The 17,975-nt window shown below is 70.2% G+C and carries 13 protein-coding genes; 8 read left to right on the top strand and 5 right to left on the bottom strand.

The window, feature by feature from the left end; all coding sequences use genetic code 11:
- Positions 1–46 precede the first annotated feature (46 nt).
- From LYSHEL_RS05870 to fabG, 6 genes are read left to right on the top strand one after another with little or no spacing between them, the layout of a single operon-like run.
- Positions 47–322, top strand: coding sequence for an ApeI family dehydratase (locus tag LYSHEL_RS05870; protein ID WP_213436626.1), 276 nt, complete (start codon positions 47–49; stop codon positions 320–322).
- Positions 319–1,323, top strand: a complete 1,005-nt coding sequence (locus tag LYSHEL_RS05865) for a lysophospholipid acyltransferase family protein (RefSeq protein WP_213436624.1) — start codon at positions 319–321, stop codon at positions 1,321–1,323. Before LYSHEL_RS05870 ends, LYSHEL_RS05865 begins: the two co-directional genes overlap by 4 nt.
- Positions 1,229–1,885, top strand: coding sequence for a LolA-related protein (locus LYSHEL_RS05860; protein WP_407075161.1), 657 nt, complete (start codon positions 1,229–1,231; stop codon positions 1,883–1,885). The genes LYSHEL_RS05865 and LYSHEL_RS05860 overlap by 95 nt, the downstream gene beginning before the upstream one ends.
- A complete protein-coding gene (locus LYSHEL_RS05855) occupies positions 1,882–4,242 on the top strand; it encodes an MMPL family transporter (protein ID WP_213436622.1) in 2,361 nt (786 codons plus the stop codon). Before LYSHEL_RS05860 ends, LYSHEL_RS05855 begins: the two co-directional genes overlap by 4 nt.
- A gap of 47 nt (positions 4,243–4,289) precedes the next feature.
- Complete coding sequence (locus LYSHEL_RS05850; RefSeq protein ID WP_213437618.1) at positions 4,290–4,682, top strand: hotdog family protein; 393 nt, start codon at positions 4,290–4,292, stop codon at positions 4,680–4,682.
- Entirely contained in the window at positions 4,679–5,407 is a 729-nt protein-coding gene (fabG, locus tag LYSHEL_RS05845) for a 3-oxoacyl-ACP reductase FabG (protein ID WP_213436615.1), read from the top strand. Before LYSHEL_RS05850 ends, fabG begins: the two co-directional genes overlap by 4 nt.
- Here fabG and LYSHEL_RS05840 read toward each other — a convergent pair.
- The 5 genes from LYSHEL_RS05840 to LYSHEL_RS05820 are packed head-to-tail and all read right to left on the bottom strand — an operon-like array spanning position 5,404 to position 11,161.
- Positions 5,404–6,657 carry a cation:proton antiporter gene (locus LYSHEL_RS05840; protein ID WP_213436613.1) on the bottom strand — a complete coding sequence of 418 codons (1,254 nt, stop codon included), beginning with the start codon at positions 6,655–6,657 and terminating at the stop codon, positions 5,404–5,406. The two genes, fabG and LYSHEL_RS05840, sit on opposite strands and share 4 nt — an antisense overlap.
- Entirely contained in the window at positions 6,654–8,330 is a 1,677-nt protein-coding gene (locus tag LYSHEL_RS05835) for an NAD(P)/FAD-dependent oxidoreductase (RefSeq protein WP_213436611.1), read from the bottom strand. The genes LYSHEL_RS05840 and LYSHEL_RS05835 overlap by 4 nt, the downstream gene beginning before the upstream one ends.
- Positions 8,327–9,157, bottom strand: coding sequence for a glycosyltransferase family 2 protein (locus LYSHEL_RS05830; protein ID WP_213436609.1), 831 nt, complete (start codon positions 9,155–9,157; stop codon positions 8,327–8,329). Before LYSHEL_RS05830 ends, LYSHEL_RS05835 begins: the two co-directional genes overlap by 4 nt.
- Positions 9,150–9,977 (bottom strand): beta-ketoacyl synthase chain length factor, encoded by an 828-nt coding sequence (locus tag LYSHEL_RS05825; protein ID WP_213436607.1) that lies wholly within the window; start codon positions 9,975–9,977, stop codon positions 9,150–9,152. Before LYSHEL_RS05825 ends, LYSHEL_RS05830 begins: the two co-directional genes overlap by 8 nt.
- Positions 9,974–11,161 (bottom strand): beta-ketoacyl-[acyl-carrier-protein] synthase family protein, encoded by a 1,188-nt coding sequence (locus LYSHEL_RS05820; protein WP_213437616.1) that lies wholly within the window; start codon positions 11,159–11,161, stop codon positions 9,974–9,976. The genes LYSHEL_RS05825 and LYSHEL_RS05820 overlap by 4 nt, the downstream gene beginning before the upstream one ends.
- Positions 11,162–11,406: 245 nt before the next feature.
- Here LYSHEL_RS05820 and LYSHEL_RS05815 point away from each other — a divergent pair, with 245 nt between their 5' ends.
- Together LYSHEL_RS05815 and LYSHEL_RS05810 are read left to right on the top strand one after the other, a co-directional pair.
- Positions 11,407–12,090 carry a YdcF family protein gene (locus LYSHEL_RS05815; RefSeq protein ID WP_213436605.1) on the top strand — a complete coding sequence of 228 codons (684 nt, stop codon included), beginning with the start codon at positions 11,407–11,409 and terminating at the stop codon, positions 12,088–12,090.
- A gap of 77 nt (positions 12,091–12,167) precedes the next feature.
- Complete coding sequence (locus LYSHEL_RS05810; RefSeq protein WP_213436603.1) at positions 12,168–17,912, top strand: alpha-2-macroglobulin family protein; 5,745 nt, start codon at positions 12,168–12,170, stop codon at positions 17,910–17,912.
- Positions 17,913–17,975: the final 63 nt, after the last annotated feature.

The following is a 17,975-nucleotide window of genomic DNA, read 5'->3' as shown; positions in this document are numbered from 1 at the left end:
CGCTGCATAATCGCGCGGTCCGGAAACGCCACCCAAGATCGCCTGCATGCAGTTCGTTGTCCCCTTCGACCATCCCAGCCTGCCCGGCCACTTCCCGGGGCATCCGGTCGTGCCCGGCGTCGTGCTGCTCGACCACGTACTCGCGGCGATCGAAACCACGTACGGCCCGCTCGGCGCGCTGCGCCTGCCGCAGGTGAAGTTCGTGCAACCGCTGTTGCCGGGCGAACGGGCGCAGGTCGAACTGGAAGGCGAGGCGCCGCGCTGGCGCTTCCGCGTGCTGCGTGACGGCGTGCTGCTGGCCTCGGGCGAGGTCGCGGCATGAGCGCGGACTGGAAGACGCGCCCCGAGGGCGGCGGCTGGTTCGCGATCTGGCTGATCCGCACCATCGCGCGCCGTGGCGGGCGTTCGATCGGGCGGCTGTGCCTGTATCCGATCGTGTTGTATTTCCTCGCCACGCGCGGGCCCGAACGCGCCGCGTCGCGCGACTACCTCACGCGCGTGCTCGGTCGCCGGGCCACGCTGCGCGACGTCTGGCGCCATATCCACACGTTTGCCGCGACGATCCTGGATCGCGTCTTCCTGCTCGGCGAACGCCTGCGCCGATTCCGCCTCGAAGTGCACGGCCTGGCCACGCTGCACGAAGCGGTGGACCAGGGCGGCGTGCTGCTGTTCGGCTCGCACCTGGGCAGTTTCGAAGTGATGCGCGTGCTCGCGCGCGAACGGCCCGACATCCAGGTGCGCGTGGTGCTGGACAAGGCGCACAACCCGGCGATGACGCAGTTGCTCGACGCGCTCAATCCGGCCGTCGCCGCGACCGTGATCGATGCGGGCCAGGACGGACCGTCGATCGTGCTCGCGATCCAGCAGGCCATCGCCGAAGGCGCCATCGTCACGCTGCTCGTCGACCGCACGCAGCCGGGCGAGTCGTCGCTGCCCATCGAATTCCTGGGCCAGCCCGCGCGCCTGCCCGCCGCGCCCTGGCTGATCGCCGCGGTGCTGCAGGCCCCGGTGCTGCTCGCCTTCGGCCTGTACCGGGGCGGCAATCGCTACGACATGGTGTTCGAGCCGTTTAGCGGGCCGATCAGGGTCGCGCGGCAGGATCGCGCGGCGGTGCTGGCCGACTTGGCACGCCGATACGCCACGCGGCTGGAGCACCATGCACGCGCCGCTCCGTACAACTGGTTCAACTTCTACGACTTCTGGGAACACCCACGGGATGCCACGCCGGATGAACAACGCGACCCAACGCGCAGCACTCGCGACGATGTTCCTGCTGGCCATGGCGCTGCCGTGCGCAGCGGCCCCGTCGGACGCGTCGCCTGAGCCCGCCGATGCGGGCTGGATCCTCGCGCGCCTGAAGCGGCCTTCGCCCACGCGCACCGACTTCGTCGAACTGCGCGGCTCGCCCCTGTTGAAGGCGCCGCTGCGCATCGAAGGCGAATACAAGCGCCCGACCGACGACACGCTGGTGCGCGAAGTGCACGCGCCGTACGCGGAGACCACGACGATCCGCGGCGGGGAAGTCTCGATCGCGCGCGGCGGCAAGGCGCGGAAGTTCTCGCTCTCTCGCGCGCCGGAACTGCAGGGCCTGCAGGCGAGCTTCGGCGCGATGCTCGCCGGCGACCGCGTGCAACTCGAACGCTTCTATCGCATCGAAGCCAGCGGCACGCGCCAGCAGTGGTCACTGCGGCTGGCACCGAAGGACAAGGCACTCGCGGCGAAAGTGCAGGACATCGTGCTGCTCGGCCGCGGCGCCGAACTGCGCTGCATCGAAACGCGCCCGGTGAAGGGCGACCTGCAGCGCACCTTGCTCGCGGGCGCCGCGCGCAGCGCCACCGGCGTGACCGACGCCGCCGCGCTCGCCAAGTTGTGCCGTCCGCAATGACGGAGCCCGCTGCGGATCCATCGCCGCCGGCCTTGCGCCCGCGCACGCGGCTTGCGCTCGCGTTGTTGTGGCTCGCGTTGCTCGCCGTCGCGGGCTGGTGGATCGCGGGACAGCTCGAGCTCAGCGGCGACCTGCGCCGTTTCATGCCGAGCGCACGCACGCCCGCGCAGAAACTGCTGATCGACGAACTCGGCGAAGGCCCGGGCTCGCGCCTGTTGTTGGTGTCGCTGTCGGGCGCGGATGCGGAAACCCTCGCCGCGCAATCGCGCGCGCTGCATGCGCGCCTCGCGCGCGACCCGAAGTTCGCGCTGGTCGCCAACGGCGAAGGCGGGCTCGAAAGCTTCCCGGAACGCCTGCGTCCGTATCGTTACCTGTTGTCGCCGACGCTCGATGCGCATCGCTTCGACGCCTCCTACCTGCGCGAACAATTGCAGGCGCGCGTCGAAGACCTCGGTTCGCCTGCCGCAGCGCTCATCGAACCGCTGGTCCCGAGCGATCCGACGCTGGAGACCCTGGCGCTTGCCGAAGCGTGGGAACCGGCGAACGCACCGCAACGCCTGCACGGCGTGTGGTTCGACCACGACGGCCGCGAAGCGCTGCTTGCGATCCAGACGCGCGCGGCGGGGTTCGATCCTACCGGGCAGCAGGTGGCCGTCGACACGATCCGCAACGCGTATGCGCAGGCACGCGGCAAGACGCATGGCGCGATCCTGCTGAGCGGCCCGGGCGCGTTCTCGGTCGACATCGGCGGCCGCACGCAGCACGAAGCGGGTTGGATCGGCATGGTCGATTCGATCGGCCTGCTGTTGCTGCTGTTCGTGGCGTACCGCAACTGGAAGATCCCGCTGCTCGGCGCCTTGCCGCTGGCGAGCGCGGGGCTGGCGGGCCTTGGTGCGGTCGCGCTGCTGTTCGAAGGCGTGCATGGCATCACCGTCGCGTTCGGCTTCACGCTGATCGGCGTCGCGCAGGATTACCCGATCCATTTCTTCAGCCACCAGCGCACGGGCGTGGCGCCGTGGGCGAGCGTGCGCGCGTTGTGGCCCACGCTGGCGACGGGCGTGGCATCGACCTGCATCGCGTACCTGACGTTCTTCGTGTCGGGCGTGGAAGGGCTGGAGCAACTCGCGGTGTTTACCATCGCGGGGCTGGCCACGGCCGCGCTCGCGACGCGCTTCCTGTTGCCCGCGCTGGTCGATCCGGACCTGCGCGACCCCGCCGCATCGCCACGCCTCGAAAGCCTGCGCGCCTGGATCGCGCGCGTACCGCAACCGCGTTGGTCGCTGCTGGTCCTCGGCGTCATCGGGATCGCCATCGCCGCCTTCGCGCCGGGCCCGTTCTGGCAGAACGATCTGTCGAAGCTCACGCCGGTGCCAACCGATGCGCTCGCCCGCGATGCGCACCTGCGCACCGAACTCGGCGCGCCCGACGTGCGCTACGTGATCGCGGTACAGGGCAGTGACATCGAATCGGTGCTGCAACGCACGGAGCGCGTCGCGGCACGCCTCGAAACGGCGCGCGCGCAGGGCGGCGTGCTCGATGGCTTCGATCATCCCGCGCGTTACCTGCCGAGCCAGCGCACGCAACGCCAGCGCCAGGCGCGCTTGCCCGATGCGGCCACGCTGCGCAGCACGCTGGATGCCGCGGTCGCGGAATCGCCGTTGCGCGCCGATGTGTTCGAACCGTTCCTCGCCGACGTCGCCGCCGCGCGCAACGCGAAGCCGCTGGTGCCGAAGGATCTCGCCGGCACGCCGTTGCAGGTGCGCGTCGACAGCCTGTTGTTGCAGCGCCCCGACCACGCGACCGCGCTCGTGTCGTTGAACGGCCTGCTGGCACCGGACGCCGTCGCGCGCATCGCGGCCGCGGAAGGCGCGCAATTGCTCGACCTCAAGCAGGCATCGGAATCGTTGGTCGTCGCCTATCGCGAACGCGTGCTGTGGGCGCTCGGCCTGGCGGCGCTGCTGCTTGCTGCGACCGTGTGGATCGCGTTGCGCACGCCGAGCCGCGTGTGGCGCGTGCTCGCGCCGATGGCGCTGAGCACCGTGCTGATCCTGGCCGCATTGCGCGCGGTGGGCGTGGAGCTGACGTTGTTCCACCTCGTCGCGCTGATCCTGGCGGCGGGCCTGGGCCTGGACTACGCGTTGTTCTTCGAGCACGCCGGCGACGATCGCGAGGAGCAGCTGCGCACGCTGCATGCGCTGATCGTCTGCAGCCTCATGACGCTGCTCGTGTTCGCGCTGCTGGCGTGGTCGTCGATCCCGGTGCTGCGCGCCATCGGCACCACGGTGGCGCTGGGCGTGCTGTCCAACTTCGTGCTGGGCCTGCTGATCGCGCGGCATCCGCACAAGGAGCCCGCGTGATCGTCGATCGCGCGACCATCGCGTCGCTCGTCCCGCATGCGGGCGCGATGTGCCTGTGGGATTCGGTCACGCACTGGGATGCGCAGCGCATCGTGCTGCAAGCCTTCGGGCATCGCGATCCGGCGCATCCTTTGCGCAGCGACAGCCGCCTGCGCGCGGTGCACCTGTGCGAATACGGCGCGCAGGCGATGGCGGTGCACGGCGGACTGCTGGCACGCGAACGGGGTGGCGTCGCGCCACCGGGAATGCTGGTCGCGTTGCGGAATGTCGTGCTGCATGTCGCGCGCATCGACGAACTGCCGGGCGCCATCGAATGCGAAGCCGAGGCGCTGGTCGCCAGCGACACCGCGCAGCAGTATCGTTTCGCCATCCACCACGCCGGCACGCTGCTCGCCGAAGGGCGCGCGGCGGTGATGCTGCAACCCGGGAGCCCCGCATGACCCAGCAACGACGCGCGCTCGTCACCGGCGGCAGCGGCGACATCGGCGGTGCGATCTGCCGGCAGCTCGCCGCCGACGGACTGCACGTGATCGTGCATGCGAATGCGAACGTCGCGCGTGCCGACGCCGTCGTGGCCGCGATCCGCGAAGCGGGTGGCAGCGCGGACGCCATCGCCTTCGACGTGGCCGACGGCGAGGCGACGCGCGTGGCCATCGCGTCGTTGCTCGCCGACGGCCCGATCCAGGTCGTCGTCAACAACGCCGGCATCCACGACGACGCGCCGATGGCCGGCATGACCGACGCGCAGTGGAAGCGCGTGGTCGACGTCTCGCTGCACGGCTTCTTCCACGTGACGCAACCGCTGCTGCTGCCGATGGCGCGCACGCGCTGGGGCCGCATCGTGAGCGTCTCGTCCGTCGCGGCCGTGCTCGGCAACCGCGGACAGACCAATTACGCCGCGGCCAAGGCCGCGTTGCACGGCGCGACGAAATCCCTCGCGCGCGAAATGGCCTCGCGCAACATCACCGCCAACGTGGTCGCGCCCGGCGTCGTCGCCGGCGCGATGGCGGATGGGGCGTTCGCGCCGGAGATGGTCAAGCAGATGGTCCCGGCCGGTCGCGCGGGCACGCCGGACGAGATCGCGGCGGTCGTGCGCTTCCTGTGTTCCGACGCGGCCGCGTACGTCAACGGCCAGGTGATCGGCGTCGACGGCGGGATGAGCTAGCGCGCGGGATCCGGCGCGCGGACCTGCGCGTCTTCCCGCAACAACGCGCGCCCCGCAAACAAGGTAAGCAACGGCGACGTCATCACCGTCGTCACCAACGCCATCACCAGCAGCATCGTGAACAACGACGGGCCGATCAGGCCGGCGTCGAGGCCCACCTTCATCACGATCAGCTCCATCAGGCCGCGCGCGTTCATCAGCGCGCCGGTCGCGAAACTCTCGCGCCAGCCATAGCCGGCCACGCGTGCACCGAGCGCACCGCCGAAGACCTTGCCGAAGATCGCCGCCAACAGCACCAGCGCGAGCGCGCCCATGCCGGCGCCGACGAATGCATCGGCCGTCGTGTTCAAGCCCGCCAGCGCGAAGAAGATCGGCATCAGCAGCACGATGGCCAGGTATTCCAGGCGCTCGACGAGGTAGCGCAGCAAGCGCTCGTCGCGCGGCAGGCACGCGCCGAAGAGGAACGCCCCGAACACCGCGTGCAGCCCCAGCCATTCCGTCGCGAATGCGCACGCCAGCATGCCCAACAACAACGCAGCCAGCAGCATCTGCGTGGGCTCGCCGCTCGGCGCGAAGCGCCGCAGCAGCCACGCATACAACGGCCGCAACGCACCGAAGACGACGGCGGTGAGCACCGCCATCCCGACAGCCGTGCGGAGCAGCCCGCCGGGCTCGGTGCCGATCAGCGCGAGCACGCACGCCAGCATGATCCAGGCGAACACGTCCGCGATCGCCGCCGAGCTCAACGCGAGCCGTCCCAGGCGCGTCTGCGTCATGCCGCGATCCTTGAGGATCCGCGCCATCACCGGGAACGCGGTGATCGACATCGCCGCCGCCATGAACAACGCGAACGGCAGGAACGCGACACCGGCCGGCGCCAGCGGATACACCCACGGCGAAATCACGAAGCCCGCCACCATCGGCAACGCCACCGCGAGCACGCCAACCAGGCCCGCAGCGCGCACCTGCGCACGCACGCCATCGGGCGCACGCAACTCCGCGCCGACGATGAACATGAAGAGCACCAGGCCCAGCGTGGACAACGACGACAGCCCGCCCAGCGAAGCCTTGGAGAACAACTGCGCGTGGAGGTCGGGCGCGATCGCACCGAACACGATCGGCCCCAGCACCAGCCCCGCCGCCATCTCGCCGATCACCGCCGGCTGCCCGAGGAAGCGCAGCAACAAGCCGCACAGGCGCGCGGTGGCGAGGATGACGACGAGCTGGAGCAACAGGAGCGAATGGCTCATGGAGCGAGCGCCTCGGCTTCGACATCCCGATGCAACGCCCGCACCGAGCGCGCATACCACGCCGGCGCCAGCGAACGCGGCGCGTCCGCGTCCGCTTCGGCATAGGGCGCGAGCAACGCATCGAGCCCGTGGTCGTCGATGTCCGCATGGTCGATGCGCGCCTCGCGCAGCATCTCCGCCGCCAGCCACCGCATGCGCACCACGTTGTCGCGCAGGCGCGCTTCGAAGGCGGCGTCGTCCAGCGGATCGTTCAACGCGCGGTTCATTTCATGGAACCAGTCGATCGACCACTGGTTGAGGAAGCGTCCGTCGGGGCGTGCTTCGACCGGCGCGGCGTTGCGCTCGTACCACGTGCGCAGCAGCGCCTGCATGGACAGGTTGAGGTCGCGGCCCTGCAGGAAGGCATCGCGCAGGCGGCCGAGCAACGGGATCGACGTGAGCCGCTCGCCGAAGAACAGCGGCGCCAGCAGCGCCCAGTAATACGTGTAGTCCCAGATCACCTTCAACGGCATGACTTGCGCGTCGCCGAAGATCGGGTACTGGTCCTGGTAGAGCGTGAGCGTGTTTTCGTAGAACGACACGTACAGCTGCTCGTAGATCGGCGCGTAGGCGGTGAAGTTCTGGCCCGCGCGATCCTTGCCGATCAGGTCGCAGATGAAGGTGTTGCTCATCGCGATGAAGTCGCTGCCCGGCGAATAGAACGGATCCAGGAACAGCCCGGCCTCGCCCGTCAGCGCCCAGCGGTCGCCGGAGAACACCTGCTTGCAGCCGTACGAGAAGTGGCGGAAGAACAGGAAGTCCTGCAGCGTGTGTTCCGGCTTGTCGATCGCCTCGGCCATCGCCGGCTGGTGCTCGCGCAACCAGTCCATCGCTTTGGCATGCGTGTTCATCGTGTCGAGCGGATGCATCTTCGCGTCGCACACGATGCCGAGCGAATGCGCGTTCGACGCCAGCGGGATCAGCCAGAACCAGTAGCCCGGCCCGCACATGTGGTTGGTCGAACGCCAGCGCGCGGGCGGGTTGCAACGCGCCAGCCATTCGGCGTCGGTCGACCACTGCTGCGGTTCGATGTAGCCATCCACGCGCCACCACACGGCGTTGGCGTCGTGGTCGTTGGCCTGGGCGAGGTCGAGCTTGCGCTTGAGCAGGCTCGCGCGGCCCGCGGCATCCACGACCCAGCGCGACGCGATCTCGTGCGTCTCGCCGTCGTGCTGGTAGGTGACGCGGTGGTCGGCTTCGCCTTCGGCGAGGTCGATGGTGCGCACCGTTGCGCCGTCGACGAACGCGACGCCGAGCGCGCGCGCCTGTTCGCCGAGGAAATTCTCGAAGCGCCCGCGGTCGAGCTGCCACGACGGCGTGGGCAGCAATTCGCTGACACCGAGTTCCGTGCAATCGTCGACGTCGTTGCGCCCTTCGCTGAAGAAGAAGCGGAAGCCGAACTTGCGCAGCTGCTTCGTTTCAAGATGCTCGCGGAACCCGAGCACGTGCGAGAAATAATGCGCGCCGATCTCGACCGTGGATTCGCCCACCTTGAACGCGGCCTCGCGCACGGGGTGGTTGCGTCGCTCGAGCACCGTGACCGCGGTGGACGGATCACGTTGCCGCAGCTGGATCGCAAGCGTCAGGCCGGCGAGGCCACCTCCAAGGATGACGACGTCGGCGCGCGGGGTCATGAGCGTTCCTGGAAGGAGGCCTGGTGCAGCGAAGGGGGCGGCGGTGCGAATTCGCCCGTCGGATCGTGGATGACGGGCGGATGCGCCCGCGTGTTGCGCCAGTCCGCGCGCAACTGGCCATAACTCAGAATGTGCCGCGTCACGTGCGAGGTGATGCGCCACAGGTCGCGCAGCGGCCGGAAATGACTCTTGCGGAGCGCGCCGACTTCCGGGCTCTGGTAGCGCGACTCGATCGGCACCGACACCACGCGCGTGCCGAGCTTGCGCGAGGCGGACATCAGGATCTGCGCTTCGAACACGAAGTCTTCGCCGGGCACGTCGTCGAGCGCGCACACGTTGGCGGGGTAATAGCGCTGGCCGCTCTGCGTGTCGGAGATCTGGTAACCGCAGCCGATCGAGATGCCCCAGTCGCCGAACTCGTTCGCCAATCGGCGATACAACGGCTGCTGGCTGCGCTTGCGCAACCGCGAACCAATCACCAGCGCGCCCGGGAAACGCACGGCGGCGTCGAGCAACCGCGGCAGGTCTTCCGCGAGGTGCTGGCCATCGCCGTCCATCGTGAGCACGCCGTCGAACCCGCGGCGCATCGCTTCGGCGAAGCCTTCGCGCAGCGAGTGGCCCTTGCCCTGGCGTTCTTCGTGTCGCAAGAGAATGATCGGCAGGTCGGCGATGCGGTCGGACGTGCCGTCGTCGGAGCCGTCGTCGATCACGATGACATTGGGGCATTGCGCGAGCGCGCCTTCCACGACTTCGCGGATGCGCAACTGTTCGTTGAGCGCCGGGATCACGACGCACGTGCGTTGCGCGAGGGCAGCGGCGTCACGCATGGGCGACTCCCGCGGCTTCGGGCGCAGCCATCGTCGCGCCCTGCGTCAGCGTGATGCGCAGCATGCGGCCGGGGCCGGCGTGCAGGGTTGCAACGGATTCACCGCTGGCCAGCGCGTCGAACAACGGCAGCATGGGCGCCATTGCGTTGCGGCCGGCGTGCATCGCCAGGCGCCCGGTCGCGACGGGCGCGTTGCCTTCGAGGATTTCGACGCGCAGTCGCGGCGCATCGTTGCGCGGCGCGCGCGACAGCACCAGGGCGCCGCCCAGCAAGCCGCTGGTCTTCGCGACGGAGGCGAGCGGCCCGGTGGCGGCGCCGTCGTAGCCGACCAGCAACATCGCGTCTTCGCCCGCATCGAGTTGCACCAGGGCTTCGACCAGGCCTTCGGCGAAACTCGCCGCGTACGCGCTGATCGCGGTGGTCGCCTGCGTGCAGCCGGCGCCGATCGTCCAGTAACCGGCCGCGGCGTTGTGCACGGAGTTGTGGAAGCGCGTGGGCGACACGGACCGCGGGTTGTCCACCAGCGTGGCGCTCATGTAATCGGTGATGCCGAGGTCGCCGTGCGTGGATGCGAACACCGACGGCAGGTCGGCCGGCGCACGGCCGGCGCGCGTGCACGCGGCGAGCGCGACGTCGAGGGCGACGGCGACGGTTTCCGGGGCGCGGCGGCGTTCGTTGGGCGCGAGCAGTTCCGGCGACGGACGCGCGGGCGCGGCGTCCGGCAACGTGCCGGTACGCACGAAGGCGCGTGCACTGTCCCAGTCGGGCAGGCCGTTGGACCAGAAGCCGATGCCTTCGATGGTGGCGGTCAGTGCACTCATGCGGCGAACACCAGCGAGCAGTTGTTGCCGCCGAAGCCGAAGGAATTGTTCATTGCGTACCGGATGGGGCGCTCGGCGTTGTCGAAACGGATCTGCGCGCCGCACGCGGCATCGCGTTCGGCGCTGTTGAGGATGCCCGGCAGCAGGCCGTGCTGCAGCGCCAGCATCGCGATCACCGATTCCACGATGCCCGCCGCACCGAGCGTGTGTCCGGTCCAGCCCTTCGTCGAGCTGGCATGCAGCGTGTCGGGGAACAGGCGCGCGACGGCCTGCGCTTCGACGGTGTCGTTGGCGGGCGTGGCGGTGCCGTGCAGGTTGAGATAACCGACGTCGGCGGCGTCGATGCCCGCGCGCGCGAGGGCCTGCGACATCGCCAGGCGCGCGCCCAGGCCTTCGGGATGCGGCGCGGACATGTGGTGCGCGTCGCTGGATTCGCCGTAGCCGCGCAGGGTGAGCGCGTCGTCGTCGCCGGCGCGTTCGAGCAAGGCGTAACCGCCGGCTTCGCCCAGCGACAGTCCGTCGCGCGTCGCATCGAACGGCTTGCACGGCGCCTGCGACACCAGGCCCAGCGCGTTGAACCCGAACAGCACGCTGCCGCACAACGTGTCGACGCCGCCCACGAGGGCGGCGTCCGCGAGTCCTGCATGGATCAGCCGCGCGGCCTGCGCGAAGACTTTCGCGCTCGACGAACACGCGGTGGCGACCGTCACGCACGGGCCCGTCAATCCGGTGGCGCGCTGCACGAACGCGCCCAGCGAATGCGGCGTGTGGACCATCGGCTGGCGCAGGTCGCGCGGGAAGGCGGGTTGGCCGTCGTCGCCCGGTTCCAGGCGTGCGTACGCTTCTTCTGTCGCGCCGATGCTGGACGTGGAGGTCCCCAGCACGACCGCGATGCGGGAGGCGCCGTACTTCGCCTTCGCGGCCTGGACGGCGCCGAACATCCCGTCCTGTTGCAGCGCGAGCCACGCAAGGCGGTTGTTGCGGCATTCGGCATCGCTGAATTCAAGCGGCAGTGCCGCGTCTTCCAGCCCGTCGACGCGGCCGATCCAGCAATCCAGCCGGTCGTTCCCGAAGTCGTTGCGGCGCAGGCCGCCGCGACGTTCGCGCAAACCTGCGAGCAGGGCATCGCGGCCGGGGCCGAGGGCGGTGGTCGCCGTGTAGTGGCGGATCGCCAGCGGCGGGATCGGGACGTGGGTGCCTTGCGTCGATGGTTGTGCGGGCACGCGGGGCTCTCGGGTCCGAATGGCTTTGGAGTATAGCCACGGCCCCGTGCACGACCAGACGACGCGGCCCTGCCGCATACACATGGATGAATGCAGGGCAGCACGTTGCCGTTTCGCCGACCAGGCCGCAGGCCCGCGGAACGTCGCGCACTTAAAATGCGCGTCGTGCGGAACCCCGCACGCCCTTCCCCCGTCCGAGCCCCGGCATGCCCACCCGCATCGCCCATCGCCTGCGCCTCGCCGCCGACCTCGATGTCCTGCAGACCGGGCTCGTGGCGCTGGCCGCGTGCGTGCTCAGCGCGGGGCTGGTGTACCTCGGGTATTTCCTGCACGTGCTGCGCGTGGCCCGCCGCGCACCGTGCACGCCGGAACGCGGCGAATGCGTGTTGCTGTTCGGCAAGCACGCGCCGCGCGGGCGCATCGATGCGGATTTCGACGCGCGCCTGGAGCGCGCGGCTGCCCTGTGGCGCGAGCGCCCGCCGGCCGACTTCATCCTGCTCGGTGGCGGCGCGCCTGACGAACCCACCGAAGCCGAAGTCGCGCGCTCGGCCCTGCTCGCGCGCGGCGTGTCCGATGCCGCATCGCTGCGCATGGAAGCCGAATCGCGCGACACCCTGCAGAACCTGCGCAATGCCCGCAGCCTGTTGCCGAACAACGGCGCACGCCGCGTGACCTTGTTGAGCAACCGCTACCACCTGGCGCGTTGCGCCCTGTTCGCCCGCCAGCTCGGCTACGACTGGGAGTTGTGCGCCGCCGAACCGCGCCTGCCGATGGGCCCGTCCACGTTGTGGCGCATCGCCGCCGAAGCGTATTTCGTCTGCTGGACCGACCTCGGCACCCGCTGGGCGCGCCTGATCGGCAGCCAGCGCATGCTCGCCCGGGTGACCTGACCCCGAATTCCTCGCCTTGCCGTTCCCCTGCGCCTGTGCCAACACTCGGGGCGGGGATCATGGGAAAGGAAGCTCGGATGCGCGCGATCGGCTGGGGGCTGGCGTTGTGGTGCGTGGCCGGTAGTGCGTTCGCACAGAAGCCCGGGCTCGACGTGACGCAGCAGGGCTTCGCGCTCAAGTTCAGCGAACCGGTGCAGGTGCTCGACAACGCGCGCACCGAATCGCTCGTGTCGGTGGCGCCGGCCCGCGCGATGACCTGCAGCTGGACCGACGACGCGCAGCTGGACTGCAAATTCGAGTCCCCGGCGCCGATGGCGACCCGCTTCCGGGTCGTGCTCGCTGACGGACTCAAGACGACGCAAGGCACGCCAATCGCCGGCGTGACGCTGGTCGGCGAAACGCCGCGCCCGGCGCTCCATGCAGAGATCTCTGGCTGGAAGGCCGGCGTTCCCGACATCCTGTTGCGTTCGCTGCACCGTATCGACGCGCGGGACGCCGCGGCCGTGCTGCGCCTGGAGATCGACGGGAACCGTGTACCGGTTTCCCTGGTGACGCCCCCGGCGGAGCGTTACGACGCCTTCAAGTCGAGATTCATCCTGCAGTTGCCGCCCACGCGCACCGATGCCACGGTGAAGCTGTCGATCGTCCCCGGGCTGAAGGCGCTCGATGGTCCGCTCACGGGCCGGGACGACAAGACACTGCTGCTGGCGCGGGTCGGCGAAGCGTTCCAGTTGCGAAATGCCGTCTGTGCGGGCGAATCGTCACCGATCCTCGCGCATGTGGTCGACGGCCGCATCGCGCTGGATGGGTGCGTGCCCGGCGAGCCCATGCGCGTGCAGTTCTCGCGGGAACTGGACGACGCCGCGGTCAAGGCGTTCGTCGCGGAGTGGCCGCAGGCCATGCGATTCGCGTCAAGCGGAACCGAATACGGATTCGATACGGAGGGCGACCTCAAGCGCGCGGTGCCAAGGCGTTCGCCCGGCGGCTGGATCGAATTCACGATCGAAACGCCGGACACCACCGCCACGTTCCCGATTGCCGGCGTGCGCGCCCGGGACGGTGCAGCGCTGGCCACGACGATCGCCGCACGCGCCTCGACCGTGGCGGCGCGCCCGTCGTTCACCGCGACCTACGAGCATGCGCTCCTCGGGGACCCCGCCACGCCCGTCGTGCAGGTGCGCAACCTGCCGCCGGACGCGATGGTGGTGCGCGGGTTCGCGGGCACCGTCGAAGACGAACGCGTCGCAACGCCTGCTTCCGGCGCGACACCGCAGGGCGTTGCCTCGGCCGTCGCGCGCCGCGCGCTGGAGGCGGGTGGCATCGCGACGTTCTCGCTGCCTGACAACCTCGATCCCAAGGCGGCGATGATCGCGGCGGCGCCGGATTTCGACGTCTACGCCGTCGCCGGCCGCAACGACGTGCTGGTGTGGGCCAACGCGTGGGAAGGGCGTGCGCCGATCGCGGGCGCGCAGGTCGAACTCATTTCGCTGGCGGCCACCGGCGCGCCCCGCACGGTGGCCATCGGACGCACCGCGGAAGACGGGACCGCCCTCCTGCAACTCCCGCGCGATTTCGCGCAGCCGAAGAAAGACGAGGATCGCGCGGACTGGTACGTGCGCGTGCAATCCGGCGCGCGGCGCGGTGCATCCCGTGCGGTGCTGCCGCTCACCGTGAACCGCTGGGGCGGCACGCTGGAACGCGGCACGCCCGACACGAAGGCATGGGGGGTCGCCGATCGCCCGCTTTACCGCGCCGGGGATCGCGTGTCCTGGCGCATCTGGACAAGGGAAGTCGGTGAAGGCGGCATCCGCCTTCCGCCGGCCGGTGCGGTCGTGCACCTGGTGCTGCGCGACGACGACCGTTCGCGTGCCGTGTTCTCGTGGGACGGGGCGCTGGACGCGATGGGAGCCGTCGCGGGCACGACGACCCTGCCGATCCACCTTCCCGACGGCCGCTATTGCATCGGATCGTCTTTCGACAGCGGCGCATGTTTCTTCGTCGGCACCTATCGCGCGCAGGACCTGTGGATGCGCGCCAGCGCGCCCGTGCGAACGCTGCGCGACGGCGACGTGGTGGCGTTCGACCTCGAGGCCGGGTACTACTCCGGCGGCGTCGCGGCCGGCGCCGAGATCGACAGCGTGCAGGCGCGCTTGCGCCCGGCGGACCTCGGCGATGTCCATCCCGCATTGGCGGACTACGACTTCGCGGGCGACGAAAGCGAGGATCGCCCTGCGCTGCGCGGCGCCGATGCGCTCACGTTGACCACCGACGCCGAAGGCCGCGCGCACGCCCGGCTCCCGGTGGCGTTCGAAGACGGTGCGAAGCTGCCCGCATTCGGCGAACTCCTGCTGACCGCCGAAGCGCAGATCAGCGATCGCGAAGGCACCACCAGCAACACGGTGCGCATCCCGTATGCGCGCTTTGCACGATACGTCGGCTTGAAGGTGGCCCCCGCCTGGCTCGATGCCACCTCGCCGGTGACGATGGAAGCGATCCTTGCCACCGCCGACGGCCAGCGCATCGACGGCGGCAGGATCGATGTCGAGGTCGCCTACGGAAAGACGACGGCCGACCTTCGCCCGCTGCATGCCTGCAAGCTCGAGGCCGGGCGTGCCTCGGATTGCACGTTCCCGCGGCGGGATTCGGGCGTCTATCGCATCACTGCGCGCAGCGGTGACGCCGCGCCGGTCGTGCACGACCAGTACGTGTGGAGTCGCACGTCCGACATCGATGCAACGCAGCAAGCGAAGCTCGAACTGGTCGACCCGCACGTGTCGCGCGGCGGGAACCTCCGCGTGATGCTCAAGCAGCCGCTCGCGCAGGCGCAGGTGCTGCTGGTCGCCGAATGGGGGAGCGCGGTGCTCGCGCGCCGGGTCGTCCAGCTCGATTCGCCCACGCAGGTGATCGACATGCCGAGCGGTCCGCGGTGGCCGCAACGCTTCACCCTCACGGCCTATGTCCGCGGTGGCCAGGCCGGAGACGCGCCTGCCGGGTACCGCACTGCCGTGAAGGTGACCAGCACGCAGCTCGCCGTGAAGTTCGATCCGCCGGCCGCCGGCGCGCCCGTGGCGATTGCGTTCGCGCCGGCCCGCGCCGCGCCGGCGGACAGCGTGCGCCTGCAGCTGCGCAACGACGCGCCGGTGCCGCGCGCGATCACGCTCACCGTGATGGACGATGCGCTCCACGCGCTCGGCGCCAGCTACATGCGGGGCATGGATCCGGGCAAGGCCTGGGTGCGCGGCTATGCAGCCTCCGGCGAGTTCGAAACGATCGGGTTCGAAACATGGAACCGCGATCCGTGGCGCTGGCGCATGCCCTCGCTCGCGCAACTTGCGCGCTGCGACCGCGCCCGGAATCCGGCGCAATGCCGGAAGTACGCACGCCGCGAAGTGCAGACCCGCCCGATCGATGTCGCTTCCGTGGAGTCGACGACGATCTTCACCGAGGTCGACGAAAGCGCGATCCCGCTGGCGCGCGACACCACCAGCGTGGCGTTGCTTGCACCGGGGCGGACGTTCGGTTACGCCGGCAACGAGCTCGACACGGTCAGCGTGATCGGCAGCGGTGTCACCAATCCCATCGTCGTCACGACCGTGGAGGACGCGTACGCAGCCCCGGCACCGCCCGCCGAGCCGTCCGTGGTGTTCGACGAGGCCTCGCCGGTCGATGTACCGACGCCACGCGAACCTGGCGCGGCGCCGCGTCCGGAACGCCCGGACGGCGCGTTCGCCGAAGCACTCGCGCTGGCGCGCGTTCGCACCGCGTTCGCCGACACCGCGCTCTGGCGCACCGACATCGTGCTCGCACCGGGCGAGACGCGCGAGCTCGACTTCAAAGTCCCGGACAACTTGACGCGCTGGCGCGCGATCGCGTGGAGCCACGACGCGAGCGACGACTTTGCGATGGCGGAAGCGACGCTGGAAGCCGGACTTCCGCTGGAAGCGCGCTTGCAGGCGCCGGTGCGCGTGTACGCGGGCGACCGGACGCGCATCGCCGCCAACGTGCGCCAGTCCGGCACGTCGCCGGCGCGGGTCGAGGCCCTGCTGCGCGTGCAATCGGGCGAGCACGTCGGCACGCATCCGGCCACGCTGTCGCTGGCACCGGGCGGGCAGGCGAGCTTCGGCGCATCGCTGTCGCCGTCGGCGCCGGGCGCGCTTACGCTGACGGCCGCGGCCGCCAACGCCGACGGACGTGATGCGGTCTCCGCGCCGCTGGAGGTCGCCTCCACGGCGATCGATGCGCAACGCGTGCAGGCCGGCTGGCTCGGCGATGCGCCCACCACGCTCGCGATGCCCACGGTGCCCGCCAGCGCGTCGGATGTGCGCTTGCAGGTCCAGGCATGGCGCGGCAACAGCGGCCTGCTGCACGGCTGGACCGAAGACCTGCGCGACTACCCGCATCGCTGCTGGGAACAGATCCTCAGCCGCGCGGTCGGCGCCGCGCTGGCGATCGAACGCGGCGACACGACCTGGCCCGATGCGAAGGCGGTGGTGCAGGAAGCACTCGACAACGCGATCGTGTTCCAGTCCCCGCAAGGCGAGATGTATTACTTCGCCGACCAGGTCGCCGGGTGGAGCAACGGGTCCGGGGCCCGGCCACACATTGCATTGACGGCCTACACGCTGGATGCCTTCGCGACGATGCATCGCCTGGGCTACGTGGTGCCGGAAGCCGTGGAAACGGACGCGCGCGCCTACCTGGCGCGGATGGGCGACAGCGTGTTCACGTCGTCGGTCGAGGACCGCGCGATCGCCGCAGGCGTGGTCTCGCAACCGTATCAGCGGGCGGACGCGGCGCCGTGGAAATCGTGGGGCAAGCTTGCGCTGCCCGCACGCATCGCGACGGCCCGCGCATTGGCGCGCGATGGCAGCCCGGATGCGCGCGACGCGTTCGCCATGCTGCTGGAATCGGCGCCGCTGCGCGGACAGGCCCGCGCGGTTGCACCCATGGCGTCATGGTCGCGCTGGATGGGTTCGAGCTTGCGTGAGCAATGCAGCCTGATCCGCCTGTTCGGCGACTATCCGCAACTCGCCCCGGCGCAGGCGCACGTGCAGTTGCAGGCCGGCCTGACCGATCTGTACGCCGGCGGTCGCGGGCATGCGGACACGCAGGAAGCCGCGATCTGCCTGATGGCGCTGCAGGCCGATGGCACGAAGGATGCGGCGCCCATCGCGGTGGATGCCACCGTCGGCGGCAGGACGCAACGCATCACCCTCGACGCGGGCGCGAACGGCGATGCGACGCGCTTCGACGCACCGCGCGGCGCACTCACGCTCGTCGCGCGCGAGCGTCCGGATTCGCCCGTCGCCTACCTGGCACGCGTCGACTACAAGGAAGACGCGCGCCAGGCCCAAAGCACGGCGATCGGATTCGCCATCGAGCGCCGGTACGCCGTGTTCCGTGGTCGCGCGTGGAGGCCGCTCGCAGCCGCCGGTCCCGTGCGTGAAGGCGACTGGATCCGCGTGACGCTCGTGGTCTCCAATGCGCGCGAGCGGGACTTCGTGGCCGTCACCGACGACATCCCCGGCGGCCTGCGGCCCACGGACCTGTCGCTGGCCGGCGTGGCGGGCGTGGACATGCAGGCGCTCGCCGATGAAGGCGACCCGGCCTTCCGCGAGCGCAAGCTCGACCCCCGCAACCCGAAGTTCTATGCCGAACACCTGTGGCCCGGCCGCCACGAGATCCACTACTTCGCCCGCGTCGGCAATACCGGCGACTACCTCGCCGCGCCGGCCGTGGCCGAGCTGATGTACGGCGAAACCACCCGCGCGCGCACCGCGGCCGACCGGATCCGCATCGCCGATCCCGCGCCCGCACGCTGAACCGGGATGCGCGCCCGCCCCTGCAGGACTTCCTGCAGGGGCCAATCGCGCGGGGTGCGCTAG

Origin of the sequence: Lysobacter helvus (assembly GCF_018406645.1) — a bacterium.
Lineage (GTDB): Bacteria > Pseudomonadota > Gammaproteobacteria > Xanthomonadales > Xanthomonadaceae > Noviluteimonas > Noviluteimonas caseinilytica.
Note: the sequence above shows the minus strand (reverse complement) of the source record. Positions and strands in the feature narration are given on the sequence as shown.